Source organism: Klebsiella sp. D5A (assembly GCF_001620885.1).
In the GTDB taxonomy this organism is placed as follows: Bacteria; Pseudomonadota; Gammaproteobacteria; order Enterobacterales; family Enterobacteriaceae; genus Klebsiella; species Klebsiella variicola.
This window is the reverse complement of record NZ_LOAR01000006.1, coordinates 319,244-341,997: the sequence shown is the minus strand read 5'-3', so window position 1 is coordinate 341,997 and position 22,754 is coordinate 319,244. Positions and strand designations below refer to the sequence as shown.

At 57.3% G+C, this 22,754-nt stretch carries 22 protein-coding genes and 1 pseudogene; 7 read left to right on the top strand and 16 right to left on the bottom strand.

Annotated elements, in window-relative coordinates; genetic code table 11:
- Window positions 1-63: 63 nt before the first annotated feature.
- From AS136_RS11215 to AS136_RS11205, 3 genes are read left to right on the top strand one after another with little or no spacing between them, the layout of a single operon-like run.
- Window positions 64-747, top strand: a complete 684-nt coding sequence (locus AS136_RS11215) for a nucleoside recognition domain-containing protein (RefSeq protein WP_008807594.1) — start codon at window positions 64-66, stop codon at window positions 745-747.
- Window positions 740-1,207, top strand: coding sequence for a YjiG family protein (locus AS136_RS11210; RefSeq protein WP_038422074.1), 468 nt, complete (start codon window positions 740-742; stop codon window positions 1,205-1,207). Before AS136_RS11215 ends, AS136_RS11210 begins: the two co-directional genes overlap by 8 nt.
- A 20-nt stretch (window positions 1,208-1,227) precedes the next feature.
- Window positions 1,228-2,331, top strand: coding sequence for a M20 peptidase aminoacylase family protein (locus AS136_RS11205; protein WP_032732454.1), 1,104 nt, complete (start codon window positions 1,228-1,230; stop codon window positions 2,329-2,331).
- A 134-nt stretch (window positions 2,332-2,465) separates the two neighbouring features.
- Here AS136_RS11205 and AS136_RS11200 read toward each other — a convergent pair.
- The 8 genes and pseudogenes from AS136_RS11200 to AS136_RS11165 form a co-directional block, all read right to left on the bottom strand.
- Window positions 2,466-2,717: pseudogene (locus tag AS136_RS11200) on the bottom strand (DUF3343 domain-containing protein); the annotation flags it as partial.
- Window positions 2,714-3,481 carry a putative 2-hydroxyacyl-CoA dehydratase activator YjiL gene (gene yjiL, locus AS136_RS11195; protein ID WP_063266776.1) on the bottom strand — a complete coding sequence of 256 codons (768 nt, stop codon included), beginning with the start codon at window positions 3,479-3,481 and terminating at the stop codon, window positions 2,714-2,716. The pseudogene AS136_RS11200 and the gene yjiL, both read right to left, overlap by 4 nt.
- A gap of 9 nt (window positions 3,482-3,490) precedes the next feature.
- On the bottom strand, window positions 3,491-4,642 hold the full coding sequence (locus AS136_RS11190; protein WP_047667374.1) for a double-cubane-cluster-containing anaerobic reductase: 1,152 nt from the start codon (window positions 4,640-4,642) through the stop codon (window positions 3,491-3,493).
- A 97-nt stretch (window positions 4,643-4,739) separates the two neighbouring features.
- Window positions 4,740-4,979 (bottom strand): DUF2164 domain-containing protein, encoded by a 240-nt coding sequence (locus tag AS136_RS11185; protein WP_008807589.1) that lies wholly within the window; start codon window positions 4,977-4,979, stop codon window positions 4,740-4,742.
- A 25-nt stretch (window positions 4,980-5,004) separates the two neighbouring features.
- Window positions 5,005-6,252: a multidrug efflux MFS transporter MdtM gene (mdtM, locus tag AS136_RS11180; RefSeq protein ID WP_012969015.1), complete on the bottom strand. Its 1,248-nt coding sequence runs from the start codon at window positions 6,250-6,252 to the stop codon at window positions 5,005-5,007.
- 53 nt (window positions 6,253-6,305) lie between these two features.
- A complete protein-coding gene (locus AS136_RS11175) occupies window positions 6,306-7,598 on the bottom strand; it encodes a DUF445 domain-containing protein (RefSeq protein ID WP_008807587.1) in 1,293 nt (430 codons plus the stop codon).
- Window positions 7,591-8,253 (bottom strand): LysE family translocator, encoded by a 663-nt coding sequence (locus AS136_RS11170; protein WP_046882156.1) that lies wholly within the window; start codon window positions 8,251-8,253, stop codon window positions 7,591-7,593. Before AS136_RS11170 ends, AS136_RS11175 begins: the two co-directional genes overlap by 8 nt.
- Window positions 8,254-8,300: 47 nt before the next feature.
- The gene (locus AS136_RS11165) at window positions 8,301-9,116 is read right to left on the bottom strand and encodes an AraC family transcriptional regulator (RefSeq protein WP_016160229.1); all 816 of its coding nucleotides are present in this window, start codon (window positions 9,114-9,116) and stop codon (window positions 8,301-8,303) included.
- A gap of 217 nt (window positions 9,117-9,333) precedes the next feature.
- On the opposite strand from AS136_RS11165, the gene AS136_RS11160 reads away from it, so the two are divergent.
- Both AS136_RS11160 and AS136_RS11155 read left to right on the top strand, forming a co-directional pair.
- On the top strand, window positions 9,334-10,248 hold the full coding sequence (locus tag AS136_RS11160; RefSeq protein ID WP_063266775.1) for an Rpn family recombination-promoting nuclease/putative transposase: 915 nt from the start codon (window positions 9,334-9,336) through the stop codon (window positions 10,246-10,248).
- Window positions 10,249-10,406: 158 nt separating this feature from the next.
- A complete protein-coding gene (locus AS136_RS11155; RefSeq protein WP_022065036.1) occupies window positions 10,407-11,777 on the top strand; it encodes an NAD-dependent succinate-semialdehyde dehydrogenase in 1,371 nt (456 codons plus the stop codon).
- Between the two features lie 96 nt (window positions 11,778-11,873).
- Here the strand turns inward: AS136_RS11155 and AS136_RS11150 are convergent, their stop codons facing one another.
- The 4 genes from AS136_RS11150 to AS136_RS11135 all read right to left on the bottom strand — a co-directional run bounded on the left by AS136_RS11150 (window position 11,874) and on the right by AS136_RS11135 (window position 16,246).
- Complete coding sequence (locus AS136_RS11150) at window positions 11,874-12,419, bottom strand: YfaZ family outer membrane protein (RefSeq protein ID WP_008807582.1); 546 nt, start codon at window positions 12,417-12,419, stop codon at window positions 11,874-11,876.
- A 394-nt stretch (window positions 12,420-12,813) separates the two neighbouring features.
- Entirely contained in the window at window positions 12,814-13,770 is a 957-nt protein-coding gene (gene yjiA / locus AS136_RS11145; protein WP_023322022.1) for a GTPase, read from the bottom strand.
- An 11-nt stretch (window positions 13,771-13,781) separates the two neighbouring features.
- Complete coding sequence (locus AS136_RS11140; protein ID WP_002887451.1) at window positions 13,782-13,985, bottom strand: YbdD/YjiX family protein; 204 nt, start codon at window positions 13,983-13,985, stop codon at window positions 13,782-13,784.
- A 110-nt stretch (window positions 13,986-14,095) separates the two neighbouring features.
- Window positions 14,096-16,246, bottom strand: a complete 2,151-nt coding sequence (locus AS136_RS11135; RefSeq protein ID WP_008807580.1) for a carbon starvation CstA family protein — start codon at window positions 16,244-16,246, stop codon at window positions 14,096-14,098.
- A 384-nt stretch (window positions 16,247-16,630) separates the two neighbouring features.
- On the opposite strand from AS136_RS11135, the gene AS136_RS11130 reads away from it, so the two are divergent.
- Window positions 16,631-17,254, top strand: coding sequence for a hypothetical protein (locus AS136_RS11130; RefSeq protein ID WP_063266774.1), 624 nt, complete (start codon window positions 16,631-16,633; stop codon window positions 17,252-17,254).
- Window positions 17,255-17,381: 127 nt separating this feature from the next.
- Entirely contained in the window at window positions 17,382-18,092 is a 711-nt protein-coding gene (locus tag AS136_RS11125) for a transcriptional regulator (protein WP_074183194.1), read from the top strand.
- A gap of 74 nt (window positions 18,093-18,166) precedes the next feature.
- Here the strand turns inward: AS136_RS11125 and AS136_RS11120 are convergent, their stop codons facing one another.
- The 4 genes from AS136_RS11120 to hpaX form a co-directional block, all read right to left on the bottom strand.
- A complete protein-coding gene (locus AS136_RS11120; protein WP_002887467.1) occupies window positions 18,167-18,679 on the bottom strand; it encodes a 4-hydroxyphenylacetate 3-monooxygenase reductase subunit in 513 nt (170 codons plus the stop codon).
- 19 nt (window positions 18,680-18,698) lie between these two features.
- A complete protein-coding gene (gene hpaB, locus AS136_RS11115; protein WP_002887473.1) occupies window positions 18,699-20,261 on the bottom strand; it encodes a 4-hydroxyphenylacetate 3-monooxygenase, oxygenase component in 1,563 nt (520 codons plus the stop codon).
- 225 nt (window positions 20,262-20,486) lie between these two features.
- The gene (gene hpaA, locus AS136_RS11110) at window positions 20,487-21,377 is read right to left on the bottom strand and encodes a 4-hydroxyphenylacetate catabolism regulatory protein HpaA (protein WP_063266773.1); all 891 of its coding nucleotides are present in this window, start codon (window positions 21,375-21,377) and stop codon (window positions 20,487-20,489) included.
- Between the two features lie 9 nt (window positions 21,378-21,386).
- On the bottom strand, window positions 21,387-22,745 hold the full coding sequence (gene hpaX, locus AS136_RS11105) for a 4-hydroxyphenylacetate permease (RefSeq protein WP_004222447.1): 1,359 nt from the start codon (window positions 22,743-22,745) through the stop codon (window positions 21,387-21,389).
- Between the last annotated feature and the right edge of the window lie 9 nt (window positions 22,746-22,754).

Sequence of the window (22,754 nt, the reverse complement as noted above, 5' to 3'; positions counted from 1 at the left end):
TACATTGAAAAGCGTCCAAATGGCAAAAGACCAATAAGATATTTCATAATGTGAGGACAGGGTATGAGTGAAAATAAAACGTTGGAACGTTCCTCCGACGACGCGACAAATGAGTGGCGGGTAGGACCTGGGGCATGGATCTCGCTGGTGGTGGTGTTATTAGTCTTCTCCGGGCTGCTGTTTAAAGTGGAAGGGATGGCCTGGCTGGGGGCTTTCGACTTTACCACCCTCGGCGGCGCATTTGGTACGATGAAGACCCCGGAAACTAACACTTTTATCGGCAGCGGCGGCATCAGCGCCAAGGCCGGTTTCTTGTTTGCGCTGTCGCTGGTCCCTACGGTGATGCTGGCGCTGGGGTTGCTGGAAATCTTTACCCATTATGGCGCGATACGTGCAGCGCATAAGCTGCTGACGCCGTTGTTACGCCCGTTACTGGGGATCCCGGGTTATACCGGTCTGGCGTTAATTACCGACCTCCAAAGCACCGATGCCGGGGCCGCGTTGACCAAAGAGCTGTATGACAGCAAAAAAATTAGTCGGAAAGATGTGGTGATTATGGGGGCATGGCAATATTCCGGCGCCGGTCTGATCAATAACTATTTCTCCATTGGCTCAGCGCTTTTCGCGTCGTTAACCATCCCTATTATTATTCCGCTGCTGTTAATGTTTGTGCTGAAATTCGTTGGCGCGGCAATCACCCGTCTGGTTTTGAATACGGCCTATAAAGGGGATTTTGATAATGAGTAATTCGGAAAAAGTGGCCAGTAATCCGTTTGATATTTTTGTTATCGGTGCACGTAAAGGATTTAATATTGCCATAAACAACCTGATGCCGAATGTATTAATGGCATATGTGATCGCCGAAATGCTTAATTTGCTCGGGGTGATGCAGTTGATAGGCCAGGTCTGCGCGCCGCTGATGGGCCTGTTTGGCTTACCGGGCGAAGCGATTACCGTGCTGCTCACCTCCTGGCTTTCCGCCTCGGCGGGGACGGGAGTGGCGGTGAGCCTGTTGAGTAAAGGCACCCTCAACGTGGCGGACGTCACCATCCTGATCCCGGCCATCTTCCTGATGGGTTCGCAACTACAGTATATGGGGCGGCTGCTTGGGGTGGCGGATGTCCCGAAAAAATACTGGCCGCTGCTGATGGCGGTGAGCATTATCAACGCCGTCATCGCCATGCTGGTCATGCGCGTGATGGCATAATGAAAGGCAAGGAGTCAGTTGTGTCGCGAACGTTAGAGCATTTCAATTATCTGCACCAAATACCTGAGCTGGGCTTTGAGGAGTACAAAACCTCGGCTTACATCGGCGACGCCCTGGCGGCGGCAGGGTTCCGGGTTCACCGCAACGTTGGCGGGACTACCGGGATTGTCGCCGAAATCGATAGCGGGGAACCGGGGCCAGTGGTGGCGCTACGGGCAGATATGGATGCGTTGGGCCATATTATCGATGGCCGCTTAGAGGCCCGTCATACCTGCGGTCATGATGGCCACTCTTCGGTGGTATTAACCGCCGCCGAAGAGATCCTCGCCGAGGGGCTGGTAAAGCGTGGGAAGTTAAAAGTGCTTTTTCAGCCTGCTGAAGAGCTGGGTACGGGCGCGATCGCTTTAACGGAGGCCGGGGTACTGGATGACGTAGAGATGCTGTTCGGCTTCCATCTCCGGCCGCTGGAAGAGTGTCCGATGGGCCAGGCGGTACCGGCAATGTACTATTCCGCTTCGGCGACGGTGATGGTGGATTTTCACGGCAAAGCCGCTCACGCCGCTCGTCCGCATCTGGGCATTAACGCGCTGGATGCCGCCTCGCATGCAGTACAGGCGGTGAACGGTATCCATCTGGCGCCGTCGCTCACCTGGAGCGCGAAAGCGACGCGCTTTCTTTGCGATGCGGGCGTCACCAATTCGGTGCCGGCGAAAGCGCACGTCTGTTGGGATCTGCGCTGCGAGGAAAATGACGGCATGGCGACACTCAAAGAACGCGTGGTCAGGGCTATCGAGAGTAGCGCAGCAGCATATGGCGCCAGCGTCGACATCCGGGTAGTCAAAGAAATGCCGGCGGCGATTATCGACGCTGAAGCCACGGCTATCATAAGCCAGGCAATATGCGAAACCTTTGGCGAGGCGGGCTTAACGGCCGCGAAGAGTACGCCGGGCAGCGAAGATTTTTTCCACTATTTGCGTCTGCGCCCGGCGGTGAAAGGTGGCTTCTGGGGACTGGGCTGCAACCTGCTGCCGGGCCTGCATCATCCGGAAATGCATTTCGATCGCACCGCGCTGGCGGATGGCGTGCGGGTATTCAAATCCTGCGTTCGCCAGCTGTTGGGCTGAGGCTAAGCTGTCAGCCCCCGGGTAGCGGCTTACGCCTTACCCGGGCTACGGTTGGGCATTTTGTCGGTAGCCCCGGTAAGCGTAAGCGCTACCGGGGAAGCGTCCCGGATGTCGGCTAACGCCTCATCCGGGCTACCGCGGTGCGCATAGGTCGCCAACAGGTGATAGTCACTTCCGGCGACGCGAAACAGGGCTACCGTTTCGCCGGGTATAACCCATCGTTGCTCATCGCCTGGCATGCAGCTCAGGTAAATGCACAATCCGCAGCCGCTGCGCAGCTGGCGCGGAATATCCTTCACCTCGAAGGTCATTCCCGCCGCCTGCAGGGCTTTGCGCATCCGCACCACCCCCACCGTGGAATGAAATAAAAACAGGAAGGTTGTCATCCGCGCCTCCGCTGGCGCTGGCCGATCAGCGCCGCGCCGATCGCCCCGGCAAACTGGGCGTCGGGATGGGTTGTCACCGCCATGCCGACATGGCTTTCCAGCATCCGGGCAAAGGTGGCGCAGTGGCTGACGCCGCCGGTAAACAGCAGCGGCCCCTGCGCCGATAAGCGGCCAATAAAGTTCGCGCTGCGCCGGGCCATGGCGTTAATCACCCCGGCCAGAATCGCCTCCGGCGCGACGCCGGCCGACCGCAGGCTAATGACCTCCGATTCGGCAAACACCGTGCACATGCTGGTAATCGCATGCGGCTCGACGTCTGTAGTGATGCTGTCGAGTTGTTCGACGCTGGCGCCAAGCGTCCGCGAAATGACGTCCAGAAAGCGGCCGGTGCCGGCGGCGCATTTATCATTCATCAGGAAGTCGCTGAGATTGCCCTCGGCGTCCAGCTGGATGACTTTGCTGTCCTGGCCGCCGATGTCGATCACCGTGCGGGTTTCCGGCGCCAGCAGGCGTGCGCCGAGGCCGTGACAAGAGATCTCCGTCACCTGCTTATCGGCATAATCCACCAGCTGGCGGCCATAGCCGGTGAGGGTTAAAAAAGGCGTCTCCGTGAGGCCAGCGCGTAGCGTTTCCCAGGCCTTATGGATGGCGTCGGCGGGGCGAAAGGGAGTGGGGCAGAGGAAGCGGCGCACGATGACGCCGTCCGCCAGCAGGATGCCTTTTGTGGCGGTGGAGCCGGAATCAATGCCAACCGTATAGTTCACGCCAGCTCCTTACAGCATTTCGATAAAGGCGGCGACGCGGGTGCTGAGCTGGCCGAGGTCCGCCGTCGAATAGTCGGTTTCTATCGCCATATAAGGAAGGTCGTGCTGCTGGCGCAGATGGCGTTTAATCGCCAGCGATTCCACGGCATAGGTATGGCAGGCCTGCAGAATGACGTCGATCACCCCGTCGGCCTGATACTCCTCCACCATCTGGCTCAGCAGCTGCAGACGCTGGTCGTTGGGGGAGATACAGGAGCAGCCGATGGCGAGATATTTATCGGTTAAGGCGTCGTAGACGTCGCCCTCTTCCGCCACGCAGCGCTCGGTGGCTTTCGCGCCGGTGCAGTTTTCATAGCCGACCACCCAGCCGCCGTTTTCCTCGATGGCGCGGACCACTTTTTCCGCCGCGCCGCCGATCGGGCAGCCGGTGATCAGGATCCGCGGACGAGGTTCCAGCCGTTTACCCTGCCGCCACTCCTGATGGATGCGGTCCGCCATGGCATGTAGTTCATCAATCAGGGCGGTTTTGTCGAAACGGAAGGTGGCGCCATACACCACTTTCAGGATGTCGCCGCCGCTGAGCGCCGGCGGATTGAGTTGCCCGAGACGATAAAAGTGGGCCAGCGCCCGGCGCTCGCGATTTTTCAACACGATGGCTTCGCGTAGCGCCGCCTCGCTAATCGGCGTGCCAAACCGGGTCTCAATCACCTGCTGCAGGCGCAGGATCTCCGCTTTCCACAGCGCGCGGGAGGCGGCGTCGCTGGCGCTGTTCGGCAACTGCATGACGTGGACCGCCTTGAACTCGGCCATGTACTCATACATTTTCTTTTTGCCGTCGCAGGTGGTTTCCCCAACCACCAGGTCAGAGAAATAGAAGTACGGGCATTTATCGGTTTTGCCGAAGCCATAGCTGCTTTTGATAAGCGGGCAGAGGTTGCGCGGCAGATCTTTTTCCGCTTCCTCGATGGTTTCATCGGAGGTGGAGCACAGTGAAACGACAATGGCGCCCGCCGCCATGGCGATCTCCTGAGGCATAAAGGTGCAGTAGGTGCCCACCAGCGGCACGTTCTGCTCTTTAAGATCCATGACGGTGAGAAAGCCCTTCTGGCGAGCTTCTGAGAACTGGTCAAAAATGGCGGGTAGATCGGTGATAAGCGACATGATTTTCCTTCCCCGTACACGGGAGATGCTGAAAGAGTCGCCATTATAGCCCTGTTGTTTGTGAGCTTTTATTGATCTCCTGCGTCTGCGCGCGGCGTTAATAGACCTTCTTCAAATCCATCTCTTCCTGGATCCGCTCGCTCCACGCCAGATGGGTGCGGATAGCCTCTTCGATACCGGCGTTGTAAAACAGCGGCCCCAGCTCTTTGGCGATAAAGTCGACAAAAAACTCGGCGTCAAACTGCTCCAGCTCGAGGTTGAAGGTCTCTTCGCAGTACTTGCTGAGCTTATCGCGCAGCAGGTCGCGCTGTGCCGGGCTGAGTTCAATGTCGTTCATGATGGAGCTTTCTCCGTAAAAGGGCTCACGACTGCCGGGCTTCGATCACCGCTTGCCCACACTGGCGCTGATGGCGTAACAGTCCGGCCAGGCAGCAGGCGGCGACGATCCCGGCGGCCACCGCCAACAGGTGGAAGGGGAGTCTGCCGCCATGGAACCACAGCCAGCGCGCGCCTTCAATCGATAACGCGCTGACGCTGAGGATCACGATATTCAGCGAGGCGGAGACCGTGCCTTTCGGCAGGTCGTTGGAAAAGAGGGTAAAGCGAAACAGCGTCGGGAAAATCAGCCCGATGCCGAAGGCGTAGAAGCAGGTGCCGAGCACTGACCACAGCCAGACGTGCGGCCATATCAGATTCCCAACGATCAGGATGGCCAGGCCGAGCATCTGTATCGGGACCGCGCTGAGCACAAAGCGCGGGCGGGTGGGATCTTTTACCCAGCGCGCCACCGACAGATTAGCGATGATGACGGCGCTAAAGACTGGTACCTGGCTCCAGGCGAACTCGCTGGTGGTCAGTCCGCCGGCGTCCATTAAAATCACTGGCGATACCGCCACCCAGCTCATCAGCGGAATATAGCTCAGCGACAGCGTGGCGGCGCCGAGTAAAAAGATGCGGTTACGAAAGACGGCGCGGAAATCCCGCAGCACGCCGGGCAGGCTGAATGGCACATCGCCGCGGCGCACCGTCTCCGGCATGGTCAACAGCAGGCCGAGCCAGGCCACCAGCCCCATGGCGGCGATGATGCCGAACAGCGCTTTCCAGTGGATGAAATGCATCAGCGCCGCGCCGGAGAGCGGGCCGACGATCGGCGCCACCAGCACGACGGAGGTGATCACCGCCATCAGCCTGATCGATCTTTTTTCCTCAAAGGCCTCCTGCACGGTGACGTAGCCGACGGTGGCGATAAAGCAGATGCTGGTGCCCTGCACGAAGCGGGCAATCAGGAACTGGGTCATGGAGGTGGTGAACAACGTCGCCAGGCACGCGAGGGTGAAAATCAGCGCGCCGGTGAGCAGTACCGGACGCCGTCCGATCCGGTCAGAGAGCGGCCCCAACAGCCATTGCAGCGCCATGCCGCCGGCCATATACAGGCTCACCGAGGCAGGAGCCAGCGCCACATCGGCATTGAAATCCCGCACCACGTGCAGGATCCCCGGCTGGATCAGGTCGGTAGTGAGATAGGCTGAAAAATCATACAGAATGAGCGCCGCCGGGAAGAACAGCGCGGCGGCGTGGCGGGTCAGCCAGTGGGAAATCCGGTGCATCATTTTTCCCTCCCTGTGGAATATTTATCAGCGCTATTGTTCGGATAGTATCATTGCTAACCAATATGCAGATGCAGCAGCGAGGGGATCTGCGAGAACAGCCACAACATCAGGCCGATGGTCCCCCCCACCAGGGTGCCGTTGATGCGGATAAACTGCAGATCTTTACCGATATTGAGCTCGATCTGCCGCGACATATCGCGGGCGTCCCAGCTCTTCACCGTGTCGCTGATATGGCGGGTGAGGAAGGCGGCGAACTCCGGCGCCACCCGGTGCGCCGCCTGTTCCAGGTGTTCGTTAAGCGATTCGCGCAGGGCGTCGTCGCGGAGTAAGGTTTCACCGAACCACTGGCCAGCCTCGGCGATGCGCTGCTTAATACGTGAGTCATCGCTGCTGATATCGTTTTTTACCCAGCTGCGCAGGTCGCCCCACACTTCACCGAGATAGCGGTTAAAGGTCTCATCATTTTTCAGATATGCTTTGATGTTCTCGGCCTTCTGCGCCATGAGCGGGTCGGATTTCAGGTTGTCGATAAGCTTCTGCACCGCGTGGTCGAAGGCCTGGCGGATCTGGTGGGTACGGTCATGGCTCACCTCGTCCAGCAGGGTATTCACCGCATCGGTGACCATCTCGGCGCTGTGCTCGCCGAGCCACTCGGTGGGTAACAGTTTGGCCTTCAGCGGGTGCTCGGTCTCCAGCCAGCGCACGATGCCGCGAGCGATAAAGGCGCGGGAGTTGTCCCGCTGCAGCAGGGCGATAAGCTGGCTTATCAGCGAATCCAGCAGCTTCTGGTGGCGATTGTCGCGGGTCATTCCCTCCAGCATCATGGCGCTGGTCTGCGTCAGGTCGACTTTATCGATCGCCTTATGTACCGCGCGGCGCAGCAGGCGCTGAATGCGTGCGTCGTCGGTCAGTTCAAGAAAACCGCTCATCACCTGCAGCAGATGCTGGCCGACCCGCCGGGCATTCTCCGGCTGGCTGAACCAGTTGCCGAGCATCAGGGCTGGCTCATAGCGGCGGATCAACGCGACCAGCGACGGGGTATCGAGGAACTTCTCCTCGACAAAGCGGCCAAGATTATCGGCGATGCGGTCTTTGTTACGCGGGATAATCGCGGTATGTCGGGCGACAAAGGGCAGCGGAATACGACGAAACAACGCGACCACCGCAAACCAGTCGGCCAGCGCCCCGACCATCGCCGCTTCGGAAATGGCCTTTAGCGCGCTGACCCACGGCGTCGGCGGCAGCAGCAGGGTGGTGATAAATAGCGCGGCGGCGATCAGCAGCAGCGACAGCGCCAGCAGTTTGGCGCGTTTGAGTTCAGCGAGTTTTTCCATAAACTTAAGCATATAACCTGACGGCGAGGTCGTGCAAAAATCGCCAGATAATCCACAGACCGAAGATCATCAGGATCGCCCCTGCCGCCCGCTCGACTCGCCAGACGATGGCGCCCAGGCGGCGCTGTACCTGCGGCAGCGCAATCGCACTCACCAGCAGTAAATCCCAGAAGAACACCACGCTGACCATCCACAACCCGCTCACCGTTTGCTGCAGCAGGGTGACCGCCGGCCCGAGCAGGGAAGTCATCAGCGCCAGATAAAACAGAGCGTTTTTGGGGTTGAGCAGCGATGACCCCAGCCCGAGCAGCAGCTGCCTGCCGAACCCCGGACGCGATGCGCGAATGCTCTCCACCGCCAGCGTCGCGGGACGGCTGCGTATCAGCAGGCTGCCAACCCACAGTAAATAGCCCGCCCCCAACAGCTCAATGAGCAAAAACAGCAGCGGCGCCTGGCGCAGAAGCCCCCAGCCGACGATGGCGAGAACAATATACAGCGCATTGCCGGCGGCGATGCCGAGACACAATCCGATGCTGCCGCGGATCCGGTAGCGCACGGCGTAGCCGACCAGCAGAAAAAAATCAGGGCCCGGGCTGAGCAGAGCGACAAAGTGAGACAGGGCTAGCGCCGGGAAGGCGGCGGGAAAGAGCGTCGATAAGGTATGCATAGTGGCCTCGATAATGGTACTGAGGCCACCCTAAGCGAAGTGCCGTATTACTTATTGTCGGATATTGATCTGCTGTGCGCATATTGCCGCGGCGTGGCGGCGGTATAGCTGACAAAGGTTTTATGGAAATGGCTCTGATCGGCAAAGCCAGCCTGATAGCCGACATCGGCAATAGGGTCCCCGGCGCGTAAACGCGTTTTCGCATATTCGATGCGCGCCATGTTGATCAAACTGGCGGGTGTCAGGCCGGTATCCTGTTTCACGGCGCGGATAACGGTCTCTTTACGAAGCGCGCTGTCGTGGGCCAGCTTATCCAGCGACGGCGGCGCTGGCAGATCTGTCGCCAGGCGCTGAAACAGCAGGGCGCTGGCGTGATGTGGCGCCTGCGGCGCGGCGGCGCACAGCGGCAGCGCGTGCAGGAGTTGCGCCAGCCGGGCGGGCAGTTGTTCAAGGCTCCCGCGGCTCATCAGGGCGACAACCTGCTGGAAACAGGCAAAGAGAGGGCTGTCGCGCAACAGTGGCTGCGGCGAGGCGATACTGGCGCCAGGGGGAATATCCGGGCGCTGCGCGTGGCACCATGCCGCCTCCAGGTACAGCATATGATAGCTGCGCGGCCTGTCATGCAGCGGATTACAGCTATGCGGCGCGTGCGGGGGGATCACGATCAGATCCCCGGGCTGCAGGAGATATTCCTCACCATTGCACAGGCAGCGCGTTTCCCCCTCGATAATCGCCCCCACCGAGAGCTGCGGGTGGCTGTGGCGTTTGTAGGCCTGGCGGCTGCGCCAGGTGCTGCGCAGCTCCAGCCACGGTAGACGATCGTCTCGCCAGAAGGTTTGGGGGATATCTCGGGTATGGTTCACCGCATCGACCTTTGCTGAGGAGGGAGAGGTCGTTTATAGCATGCTGCGCGGAGGCTGTCGCCCGCCTGGATTTGCGTACCGCCTCGAAAAAGGATGTCGCGCTTGCAGTCCGGGGAAATCTATTTTCGTGGCGGTGCGTAAAGGTTGTATTGCCCGGGTGTCAGAGACATTCCGAGCGCGTAGAGTCCCTGCAGGATAAGCAGGCAGGGATGAGCCGATGGCAAAGGGCACCACCTCGACGCCGCATGATGCGGTGTTTAAACAGTTTCTCACTCAGGCCGACACCGCGCGTGATTTCCTGGCGATCCACTTACCGCCTGCGCTGCGTCAGCGCTGCGACCTCGATACCTTACAGCTGGAATCGGCAAGCTTTATCGAGGAGAGCCTGCGGGCCTGGTACTCCGATGTGCTGTGGTCACTCAAAACCGCGTCTGGCGAGGGCTACATTTATGTGGTTATCGAACATCAGAGCTCGCCGGACGCGCAGATGGCTTTTCGCCTGATGCGCTACGCCATCGCCGCGATGCAGCGCCATCTTGATGGGGGTCATACCAGACTACCGCTGGTGGTGCCGATGCTGTTCTATCACGGAGCGACCACGCCATACCCGTGGTCACTCAACTGGCTGGACTGTTTTGCCGATCCACAGCTGGCGAGGGAGCTTTATGCATCGCCCTTTCCGCTGGTGGATGTCACGGTGATCCCCGACGATGAGATCGTTCGCCACCGGCGCGTGGCATTACTCGAGCTGATACAGAAGCATATTCGCCAGCGCGATTTAATGGGCATTGTTGAGCAACTGACGACGATTTTACTTAGCGGTGACGCTAATGACAGACAGCTAAAAACGCTGTTTAATTATCTGCTGCAGACTGGCAACGCGCGCCGCTTTGGCCGGTTTATCCACGAAGTGGCGCAACGGGTTCCTCAGCACAGGGAGAGCTTAATGACCATCGCCGAAAGATTACAGGAAGTGGGCCGCAGAAAAGGCAAACGGGAAGGCCGGCAAGAAGGACAGCATGCCGAGGCGCTGCGCATTGCACAGAGGATGCTGGACGACGGTATTGCCCGCGAGACGGTGGTGAAAATCACTGGCCTGGCCGCCGACGAGATCGCCACGCTGGAACATTGATAACGCCGGGGCGGCCTGAGGGTAGCCCCGGTTAGCCTCTTTATGGAATATTCCGGATATACCTAACTTTACCCGCATCGCCAGCCATCTCGACTACCCTTAATATCCTTGGCGGCATTTTTGACTGCCTTAATAGCGATAACAAGGAGACATGCGATATGGCCTATCAGACGGTGAATCCTGCGAACAATCAGCTTATTAAAACGTACCCGGCGCACAGCGACGCGGACGTGGAGGCGGCGCTGCAGCAGGCGGATGCGCTCTACCATTCTGCCTGGGCAAAAGGCGATATTGAACCGCGGCTGGCGGTACTGCATAAGCTGGCTGATCTGATCGACAGCCGGGCGGAGGAACTGGCAAAAATCGCCAGCCAGGAGATGGGGAAACTCATTAAGCAGAGCCGCGGCGAAGTGAAACTTTGCGCGCAGATCGCCCGCTATTACGCCGATAACGCCAAATCGTTGCTGGCGCCGGTGAAATATCCCTCCGAACTCGGCGACGCCTGGGTTGAGCATCATCCCATCGGCGTCTTAATGGCGGTGGAGCCGTGGAACTTCCCCTATTACCAGCTGATGCGCGTCCTGGCGCCAAACCTGGCGGCCGGCAACCCGGTTATCGCCAAACACGCCAGCATTGTGCCGCACTGCGCGGAGACCTTTGCCCATCTGGTGCGTGAGGCCGGCGCACCGGAAGGGGCGTGGACCAACCTGTTTATCTCCCAGGAGCAGGTGGCGAAGATTATCGCCGACGATCGCGTGCAGGGCGCGGCGCTCACCGGGTCGGAGAAAGCCGGCAGCGTGGTGGCGGCGCAGGCGGCGAAGCATATTAAGAAATCGACGCTGGAACTGGGCGGTAACGATGTATTTGTGGTACTGGACGATGCCGACCTGGAACGCGCGGTGAAAATCGGCGTCCAGGCGCGGCTGAATAACGCCGGCCAGGTGTGTACCGCTGCCAAGCGTTTTATCCTGCACGAAAATATCGCTGAGTCGTTTCTGGCGAAATTTAGTGAGGCGTTTCGCCAGGTGAAAATCGGCGATCCGCTGGATGAAAGCACCACGCTGGGGCCGCTCTCTTCCAAAGATGCGCTGGACACCCTAAGCAAACAGGTGGACGAGGCGGTGAAAAATGGCGCTACGCTGCATCTGGGCGGCAAAGCGGTGGCACGAGAAGGCAATTTCTTTGAACCCACCATTTTGACCGGTATCACCCGTGACAACCCGGCGTACTTCGAAGAGTTCTTTGGCCCGGTGGCGCAGATCTACGTGGTGAAAAATGACGAGGAGGCAATCCAACTGGCCAATGATTCCCACTATGGTCTGGGCGGCGCGGTCTTCAGTCAGGATATCGAACGCGCCAAACGGATGGCCTCCGCCATTGAAACCGGGATGGTTTATATCAACTGGCTTACCGATACCGCGCCGGAGCTGCCGTTTGGCGGCGTGAAGCGTTCCGGTTACGGACGGGAGCTCTCCGATCTCGGCATCAAAGAGTTTGTGAACCAGAAGCTGGTGGTGGTGCGCCGCTAAGCCCTTAACCCGGCAATAAAAAACCTGCCATCCGGCAGGTTTTTTATGAATAGACTTTATTGCATGTCAATCTTATTGCAGGGACGTTGGCCGCTATCAGAAGGTGACCCCGCCGCCCACGTAGGCGCCATCAATCAGGGTGTGGTTTGGGCGACCCTCTTTGCCGTCAACGCTCACGTGACGGTAACCCACTTTCAACGTCACTGGACCAATCGGGGACCAGCTTACGCCGCCGTTCGCTTCGACATAGTTTTTTACGCTGTTGTTCAGGCCGTCCGGCGCGACATACCCTTCGCCAAACACGTGGATGCTGTCGGTCAGGGCCACGTTCACCCCGCCGCCGACCGGAAACGCGACGCCGTTATCGCCTTTTTTCGGCCCGAGGTAGATAGCTTTCGCGCCAGCGTTGAGCATCACCGGGCCAACTTCCAGATTGTAACCCGCGCCAACGCCGCCGGTCTGGCTACCATCATCGGTATTCTTCAGCCAGTGGCTTTCGGCATACAGGCCGGAAGAGGATTTACCCATTTCCATATTCAGGTTGGTAAAGTTTTTACCTTGTTCAACGGTAAATCCCATCGCCATGGCGGAACCAGAGACCGCGGTCAGGGCAGCAACAATCAGGATGTTAAGCTTTTTCATGGTTTGCTCCTCGTCATTAAATTTGTCTGAGCGCACCTTAACAATCGATGTTTACCTCTGCAAATGTGACTTACGTCAATTTTTTTATGCTGGGTTTGTCAGGGAGGTGTTTTGAAAATGTTGTAATGACGTTGGGTTACGGCGAGGTCAATCATCAAATTTGGTCTGTTTAGCCGCGGTTTAATGGGTGGGCTAAACAGAAACTGAACAGGGCGGGCATTAATTATTAAGGATCCTATTCATTTAGTTTCTTATTATTTCCAAAAGTGTTTCTGCTGTTACTTATTAAAATGTTGCTTTACATTTTTCGACGCGCTGCCGACGTTTGGTCCCTGTTTTTGACGAGGTGTCAGAGAGAGGATGGTGCCTGCGCCTTGGGGCGCAGGCGGGCAGGTTAGCGTCGTAACCCGAGAAATGCGGCGCGAATTTCCTCTTCCGGCAGCTGAATGCCGATAAATACCAGCGTGCTGTGCGGCGTTTCATCGCCCCACGGGCGATCCCAGTCGGCGCTGTAGAGGCGCTGCACGCCCTGGAACAGCAGGCGATTTGGCTCGCCGTCGATCCACAGCATGCCTTTATAGCGCATCAGTTGCTCGGCGAAAGAGAGCAGCAGGTTTTCCATCACCCGTGAAACTTCACTGATATCCACCGGATAGTCGAGCTCGACCACAATCGACGAGACGTCGTTCTGCTTTTCTGCAACAAAATGAAAACGCGGTGTGGCGCTGACAACCTTTTCTTCCAGCATAAAGCCGCTGGTGTTAAACAGCTGGCTTAGATCGATATCGCCGTGAATGACGGTATATACTGGCGCCCGCGCATTGATGCGCGCCAGCCGTTCGCGCAGCTTCTCGGTGTCGCCGGCAACGTCGGTTTTGGTTAGCAAAATGCGGTCCGCATAGCCGACCTGCGACTGGGCGATGGTGAACTGATCCATCTGCTGGTCGGCATGGACGGCATCCACCAGGGCGATCACGCCGTCCAGCAGATAGCGCTCGCAGAGCACCTCATGGGAGAAAAAGGTCTGGATAATCGGCCCCGGGTCGGCCATGCCGGTGCACTCAATCACCAGCCGGTCAAACTCGATTTCGCCCCGATCGCGACTGTCGAGGAGATCGAGCAGGGCGTCTTCCAGTTCGTTGGAGCGCGTGCAGCAAATACAGCCGTTGGTCAGGGTTTTAATCTGCGTGGCGCGGTCGCCGATCAATTGATCGTCAACGGAAACTTCGCCAAATTCATTTTCAATCACGGCGATTTTGAAACCGTGCTGCTCATTCAGGATGTGGCGCAACAGGGTGGTTTTTCCTGCGCCGAGAAAACCGGTGAGTAGGGTGACTGCAATCGGTGCCATTATTGCCTCCATTAACAGCAGCGTACGCCGCCTTTGCCGTCTCCGCCGTAGCGGGCCTGCTGGCGTTCGCGGAAGAATTCTTCATAAGTCATGTACGGCTGATCCGGATGGTTGGTTTGCATATGCGTGACGTAGTTGTCGTAATCCGGAATGCCAATCAGCATTTTTGCCGCCTGACCGAGATATTTTTTTGCCTGACCTAAGTTACCAAACATTGTAAGTTCCAGATAACGAATAAAGCCGGATGGCGGCTAGCGCCTTATCCGGCCTACGTTGATGCACTTTTCTGTAGGCCGGATACGCGTAGCACTATCCGGCATCAGGGTTAATGATGTGACGAGGTCTTCACGCCGCCTTCCGGTACCGGCACGTACGGGGTCTCTTTGTCGGTACGCACCTTATTGTTGCGCACGTTGAGCCAGGTTTTGATGCCGTAGAAGATGATGCTGTACACCACCACCAGGAACAGGATACTCAGCCCGGCGTTGGTGTAGTTGTTGACCACGATATGATTCATGTTGGCAATCTGCTGCGCGGTCAGCTCGCCGCCGGCGGCAATCTTCTCTTTATACTGCTGAGCCATAAAGAAGAAGCCTTCCATCTGCGGATTGCTGCTGAACAGCTTCAGACCCAGCGCCCAGGTGGTGCACAGCAGCAGCCACGCTGCCGGGATAACGGTGACCCAGATATATTTGGTGCGCTGCATCTTGACCAGCACCACGGTGCCAAGCACCAGCGCCACGGCGGCCAGCATCTGGTTAGAGATACCGAACAGCGGCCACAGGCTCTTCACACCGCCCAGCGGGTCGACCACGCCCTGATACAGCAGGTAGCCCCACAGGCCGACGCAGCCCGCGGTACCGATAATCCCGGCGACCAGCGAGTCGGTTTTTTTCAGGAACGGCACGAAGTTACCCAGCAGATCCTGCAGCATAAAGCGGCCTGCGCGGGTACCGGCATCCAGCGCGGTGAGGATAAACAGCGCTTCAAACAGGATACCAAAGTGGTACCAGAAGCCCATATCCGCCATCGGGATGATTTTATGGAACACATGGGCGATACCAACGGCCAGCGTCGGCGCGCCGCCGGCGCGGTTCAGTACCGAAGGTTCGCCGATATCTTTCGCCGTCTGCAGGATCTGCTCAGGGGAGATCACGAAGCCCCAGGAGCTGACGGTCGCCGCCGCATGGACGGTCACTTCTTTCAGCTGAGCGGCGATCATCGCCGCGTTTTCACCGCCCATTTCATGCAGGTTCGGCATGACGATGCCAAGGCCCGCTGGCGGGGTGTTCATCGCGAAGTAGAGACCCGGTTCGATAATCGAGGCGGCGACCAGCGCCATGATGGCCACGAACGACTCCATCAGCATCGCACCGTAGCCGATAAAGCGGGCATCGGTTTCGTTGGCCAGCAGCTTCGGCGTGGTGCCGGAGGCGATCAGCGCGTGGAAGCCGGAGACCGCGCCGCAGGCGATGGTGATAAACAGGAACGGGAACAGCGCGCCTTTCCACAGCGGGCCGGTACCATCAATGTACTGGGTCACCGCCGGCATTTTCAGGTCCGGGTTGAGGATAACGATCCCCAGCGCCAGGCCGACGATCACGCCGATTTTCAGGAAGGTGGCCAGATAGTCACGCGGCGCCAGAATCAGCCATACCGGCAGCAGGGCGGAAATAAACGCGTAGCCAATCAGGGTAAAGGTGATGGTGGTGTCTTTAAAGGTCAGCGCCGGGCCCCAGTATGGGTCGTGGGCAATGATGCCGCCAAACCAGATGGACGCCACCAGCAGCACGATACCGATAACCGAGACTTCACCCACGCGGCCAGGGCGCAGGAAGCGCATGTAGATCCCCATAAACAGGGCAATAGGTACCGTCGAGCAGACGGTAAAGACGCCCCACGGGCTTTCCGCCAGCGCTTTCACCACGATGAGCGCCAGCACCGCGAGGATGATGATCATAATCAGGAAGCAGCCGAACAGCGCGATAGAGCCCGGAACCGGCCCCATTTCCTGCTTGATCATCTCGCCCAGCGAGGCGCCGTTACGCCGTGAGGAGATAAACAGCACCATGAAGTCCTGTACCGCGCCCGCCAGCACCACGCCGGCCAGCAGCCACAGGGTGCCCGGCAGATAGCCCATCTGCGCGGCCAGCACCGGGCCAACCAGCGGGCCGGCGCCGGCAATGGCGGCAAAGTGGTGGCCAAACAGCACGTAGCGGTTGGTTGGCACGTAGTTCAGGCCATCGTTATTAATAACCGCCGGCGTCGAGCGCGTTGGGTCAAGCTTCATCACCTTCTGCGCGATGTACAGGCTGTAATAACGGTAGGCGACGAGGTACACAGAAACCGAGGCGACGACGATCCACAGGGCACTGACGTGCTCACCGCGGCGCAACGCGACGACTGAGAGGCAAAATGCCCCGATGATTCCGAGAATCACCCAGGGTATGTGCTTGAATAGTTTTTTGGTATCCATAGTAAAACCTGGCGTTAATTAGATGAATAATTGGCCGAAGCCGTCTGGTTTTAAGTAAGGGTTGATGGAGGTATTGATTAGCTAGGCTGCCTTCGATCTTGCCAGAACAGCGCGCGCGTAAAGTTGGGTAAATGGGTGAGTGGTTGTATAGGGGGTTAAGCGGTTACTGGAAGGGGTAAGCGGTTAGATATGAGTACGAGAGCGCGTAAATGTGTGATTAAGTTCACAATATTATTCTGCGCATCTCAAAGATATGCTTTCAAACTGAGGATAACGGTTTTTATCACCCGCAGATTACTATCTTTATTTCAAATAGAGGTATTTTGATATTATGCTGGCTTTGTCATGTCGTATGGATAGCGTTTAGCAAAGGGAATTCGTGTTATGAAATTTGTAAAGATAATGATCGTCGCCAGTGCTTTTTATTTAACATTTGCTCATGCAAGAGAGATACATCAGGCTGTTGATGAGCCGGCAGCCCCTTATAATTTGCGCTGGGGGATGAGTTACGATGAAGCCAGAAACACGCCTTTATATTCTCTTGAGGTATCAGATATCAATTATGCCGGAAAAGACCCGGATCTGATTATCTCAACGCTGACTCCCCAGGAAGTGGGGGCATTGAAATATCAGGAGATGAAGCTTTATTTCGATAAGAATAAAGGGATGAAAAGTGTTTTTGTTAGCGCTGATGTTGATTCCAGTCAGCAGGCCTATAAAGTTGATGATGGCCGGGAAGCACTCGCCTTATATAATGAGGAAGTTAAGGTCCTTGATCGAGAATATGGGCCAGCGACAATCAAAGAAGAGTTCATTGCAGACAAAGGGAAATTCTATCAAAGTCTTTCCGCCTGCATTGCAAAACAGCAGGAGTGGTATAGTAAAAGATTAGATCTGAATAAAATAACAAATTGTTCTACCTGGCAACGTACTTATAAAAAAGGTCGGGTAACCGTTTTGCTATACATCGAACCGAGACAAGTTTCCAAACATTATATTTATAAATAAATTAAAGGACTTCACGGTGAGAATATATAAGATTTTTTTTAGAATTATTGCCATGGTCATTATGGTTATGCTCCTTTCTGATTGTCGTCAGTCGTATTATATTGCCAGAAATACGGGGCGCAATATAATGACCTTATCCGACCATCAGCGCGCTAAATCGGCGTTAAACGCTAACGATTTAAACGCAGCTCAGGGCTACCTGACGGGAGAAAAATACAATAATCGCTACAGGCCTGTTAGCGGTGAGGAATCCTGGGGAAGTTTACAATATCGGGCGGCGAAAATCGTCGCCAACGCCGCGGCGAACGGTCAAAAAGTGCGTGATGATGCGCTCTATCTCGCTTATATCTCTTTGTTTGAAGCAGAAGAGGGAGTGCCCGAACGTCCCGATATTATGTTGGGTTACATGCATAAAGCCATGGCGCTACTGTTAGCGAATTCGCAATTACTCGATAAAATCGATTCTAAAAATGTCAGTACTTTACCCAGCCAGTTTACCCTTGAGCGCTATGCTGTATGGCAATATTTATACGATGGCGGCGAGATTGACTGGACCAAAAAAGCGCCTGAAGGTGAAGGTTATACAATTGCTGGCGAAAGCTATCAGACCTGGAATATCAAGTTAAAAAAAGCTATCTGGAATCGGGGAGATGCCTTTTTAACAAATATAGGTAAACAACAATTTATTCATGACGCTATAGATTATTCTCAATTTCCGGTTATTGCCTGTACCGCCAGGCGAAAAGGCTGGCACTTAACATTACCTGCTGACTACCGGGAACAAAATTTCCGCGGCGGTGGACGTTTTGATTGGGCTTCATGTCGCGCTGTTGAATAAGGCTGGCGGGTGAGATGACGCATATTAAGCGCCAGGTTTACGCATCGGGCGATAAGTAAACCTGGGCGCGGATTTTAGACTGCCACTTCCATTTCCATCATCACCGGGTGGAAACGGCGTTTAAAGTAAATCAGGCCGTGCCCTTGCGGGCTCAGGGTAATATTGCGGATCTCCACCAGATACACCAGGTGGGTACCAATGGTTTGCACCTGGCTAATCTCGCCTTCGAGACTGGCCAGCGAACCCTTCAGTACCGGCTGTCCGAGCGCGCCCTGCTGCCAGCCGCTGAGGGCAAACCGTTCTTCCATCGTCACCCCAGTCATCCCGGCGAAGTGGCGGGCCATGATTTCCTGCTCGTGGTTCAGCACGTTGATGCACAACTTGCCGTTGCCCTGAAATACAGGGTTCATCGCGCTGTTGGCGTTGATACAAACCATCACCGATGGCGGCGTATCCGTCACCGAGCAAACCGCCGTGGCGGTAATGCCGCAGCGGCCGGCTTCACCTGCGGTGGTGACAACGTTAACCGCAGCCGACAGGCTGGCCATGGCATCGCGAAAACGCAGGCGTTGTTCATCTAATTGCATTATGACCTCCCGCTGTGAATTACTTCAGCAGCTTATCCAACATGTTGATATCAGCGTTATTGTGCAGATGCGGCACCGTCCAGCCGTTCTGGTCGTACTCGGACAGGCAGCGGTCGACCATCGCCATCATTTTGTCCATATTGCCGGAGCTCTGCGCCTGGCGCAGACACTGCAGGCGAATTTCATCCTGGCTACCGGAGTAGTTGATCTCATACAGTTCATGGCGGCCGCCGAATTCGCTGCCGATGGCGTCCCACATCAGTTTGAGGATCTTGATACGTTCAACGTGATCCATACCGTTGGAGCCGCGCACGTACTTCGCCAGATACTGATCGATCTGCGGGTTGTTCAGATCGCGGGCGCTGGACGGCAGATAAATCAGGCCGCTGGTGACGTTACGCTCGATGATGTTCTTGATCTTGGCGTAGGCCATCGGCGCCATCACGCGATAGGTCTGCAGCGCGGCGTGATCCGGCAGCCATGCGCCGTTGACCCACGGCGTCGCTTCCGAGCACATGGAATCGCTTAACGCCCAGAACATGTTGCGCCACGCCACCACTTCGCCAAGGTCGGCCTGTACGCCGCGGAATTCGAGGGTGCCGGTACATTCCAGAGAACGTTTCAGCAGGGCGGTGATAAAGTCCAGTTTTACCGCCAGGCGTACGCAGGCCTGCAGCGGGTACATGCGGGCGAAACCACCTTCCATGGTCCAGCGGCGGCAGCGGTCAAAGTCGCGATAAATCAGTACGTTCTCCCAGGGGATCAGCACCTTATCCATTACCAGAATCGCGTCGTTCTCGTCGAAACGGCTGGAAAGCGGATAGTCGTACGGCGATCCGGTCGCGCCGGCGACCATCTCATAGGAGGCGCGGGAGATAAGCTTGACGCCTTCGGCATCCATCGGCGCGACGAACATCAGCGCGAAGTCCGGGTTCTCGCCCATCACCTGTGCGGAGCCGAAGCCGATCATGTTGTAGTGGGTCAGCGCCGAGTTGGTGGCGACCACTTTCGCGCCGCTGACGATGATCCCGGCATCGGTCTCTTTTTCCAGCTTGATGTAGACATCCTTCACTTCATCAGCCGGCTTGTGGCGGTCGATCGGCGGGTTGACGATAGCGTGGTTAAAGTACAGGCCGGTTTCCTGAATGCGGGTGTACCAGTTGCGGGCGTTCTGCTCGAACTGGCCGTAAAACGCCGGGTTGGCGCCCAGCGCGCAGCCGAAAGCGGCTTTGTAGTCCGGGGTGCGGCCCATCCAGCCGTAGCTTAAGCGCGACCATTCGGCGATGGCGTCGCGCTGCTGGCGCAGATCGTCGGCGCTTTTCGCCACGCGGAAGAATTTGTGGGTGTAGCCGCCGCTGCCGGTATCGGTGCCCCAGCACAAGGAATCCTGCATCTCCGGTTTGTGCAGCGCATCGTACAGCTGAGCGACAGAAGCCGCGGCATTACGGAAGGCCGGATGCGTGGTGACATCCTTCACGCGCTCGCCGTAGATATAAATTTCGCGGCCATCCTGCAGGCTTTTTAAATACTCTTCGCCAGTTAACGGGCGTTTCGCGTCGGCGCGGAAATCTTCAGGTTTCATAGGGGCCTCTTCAGTATTTATCGGAATAATGATGTTAAATATATGTTTTGTTTTTGTTGTTTAATTGAAGCGGTTATTGCGCTTGTCGTGAAGGGACGTTTGCGACAACGGCGGGTACTTTTCAGGCGGGAGCGAATTTTGTGATCTCTGCAGCTTTTGGCGGGCGGCGCGGCGCTGACAGGCCCTATGGACCGTAGCCCCGGCAAGCGCGGCGCCGCCGGGGTATTACGACACAGGTACTTTTTGCGCCCGGTAACTGCTTGGCGAGCAGCCGACCTGGCGGCTAAAAAAGCGCGCAAAATAAGCGGGATCTTTAAACCCCAGTTGCCAGGCTATCTCATTGACCGCGCTATCGGAAAACAGCAGCAGCCGCTTCGCCTCGCGTAGCTGGCGGTCGAATATCAATCGCTTCGGCGGGCGGTTGGCGAAGCGGCGGCAGATATCGGTCAGCCGCGATTCGGTCAGATGCAGCTCCCTGGCGTAATCCGGTACCGTCCAGTGCTGATGGTAGTGGCTGTCGATCATCTGGTTAAAGCGCTGGAATAGCTTCAGCTCGCCGCGCATCCCGCTGGCGGCATGATCGTCGAGCCTGGCGTTGCGCAGCAGCAGGGTAAATACCGCCTGCGCCAGCAGCGCCAGGGTGTGTTCCCGCCCGGGCAACTGGGCGGTAGATTCCCGACGAATCAGTTGCCAGTAGTGGGCCAGCGCCGCCAGCTCGTCGGGTTTATCCGCCAGCGACAGACAGATCCCCGGCAGGCCGAAGGTCTCCCGCGTGCCGGGATAAAGCACCTCCAGCAGCGGCCAGATGAGTTCTTCGTGCACCGTCAACACGTGACCATCGCTATCGGACTCGGTAATAAAGGCGTGCGGCACCGAGGGCGGCGTTAACACAAACAGCGGCGCCTGCACCGAATAGCGATGGTCATCAAGCTGCAGCTCAATCTGCCCGGTATCAAGGTAGTGCATCTGGAAATAACGGTCGTGACGATGCGCCTGCATGTCGCGGCCAAAAAAGGCCGCCATGCGGGAAAACGACTGGTAGTGCACCTCTTCGGTGCCCAGACTCTCGTCGTAATCTTTATTGATGTCGATGTTGGCGATTGGATGCTGGCACATACCCGCTCCTTAGTGGCCTTTTTGCGCCGCTAAGCCCGGTGCGGCGGCGGCGTCCTCGCGCTGGCTCATCGGAATGCGGGTGAGCACCAGCGCGCCGACGATCAGCAGCCCGGCGACAAACCACAGCCCGGAGCTAAAGCTGCCGGTGGTATCGCGTAATATGCCGATCAACAGCGGGCTGACGGCAGAGCCGACGTTGCCGATGGCATTGATCACCGCCAGCGCTACCGCACGCGATTGCAGGCTGATCACCCGATCCGGGGTGGTCCAGAAAATGGCCATCGCGGTAAAGGATCCCACCGAAGCCATAATAATGCCGATCAGTTGGATCAGGCTGTGGTGCGTTGCCGAAGCCAGCAGCCAACCCGCCGCGGCGAACAGGTAGGGCAGGATGGTATGCATCTTGCGCTCTTTGCGCCGGTCGGAGCGGCGGCTCCACCAGATCATACCGAAAATGGTGCAGAACTGCGGGATCGCCGCCAGCAGGCCAATCATGATATTGCTGCTGCCGGTGTTAAAGCTCTGCAGGATCTGCGGCGTCCAGATATTAATGGCGCTGAGGGTATTGGTCAGGCAGAAGTAGGCGAGGGTATACATCAGCACCGCTGGCGTCAGTACTTCGCGCAGCGTGGAGCGCGGCGAAGCCGGGACGATCGCCGCATGTTCCCGTTCGCGATCGATCATCGCCTTCAGCGCCTGTTTCTCTTCGTTATCCAGCCAGTTGGCTTTATCCGGCGTGTCGTTGAGGAAGAACCAGGTGACGACGCCGAGCACCACCGACGGCAGGCCTTCCAGCAGAAACAGCCACTGCCAGCCTTTCAGGTTCCACAGGCCGTCGAGCGCCAGGATATAGCCGGAAAGTATCGAGCCGAGCATCATGGTCACCGGCATGGCGATCATAAACAGGGCGTTGGCGCGGGCGCGATGGTAGGCCGGGAACCACCAGGTCAGATAGACGAGGATCCCCGGTAGAAAACCGGCCTCGGCGATGCCGACCAGCATGCGCAGGATGTACAGCGTATGCGGGTTGGTGGCGAACATGGTGCAGGTCGAGGCGATCCCCCAGACCACCATGATCCCGGCGATCCAGCGGCGCGCGCCAACTTTCGCCAGCATGATATTGCTGGGGATCCCGCACAGCACGTAGGTGACGTAGAACAGCGTCGCCGCCAGGCCGAACATGGTGGAGGTCAGGCCGAGATCTTTACCCATCGTCAGACCGGCGAAGCCGATATTAATTCGATCCAAAAATGAGAAAACAAAGAGAACAAACAGGAAGGTAATCAGGCGGCGGAACAGCTTTTTGATCACCCGGTTTTCTACTTCAACGGCTTTATTATCATTGTGTTGCAGGGTAGAGGTAGTCATGTTGCGCTC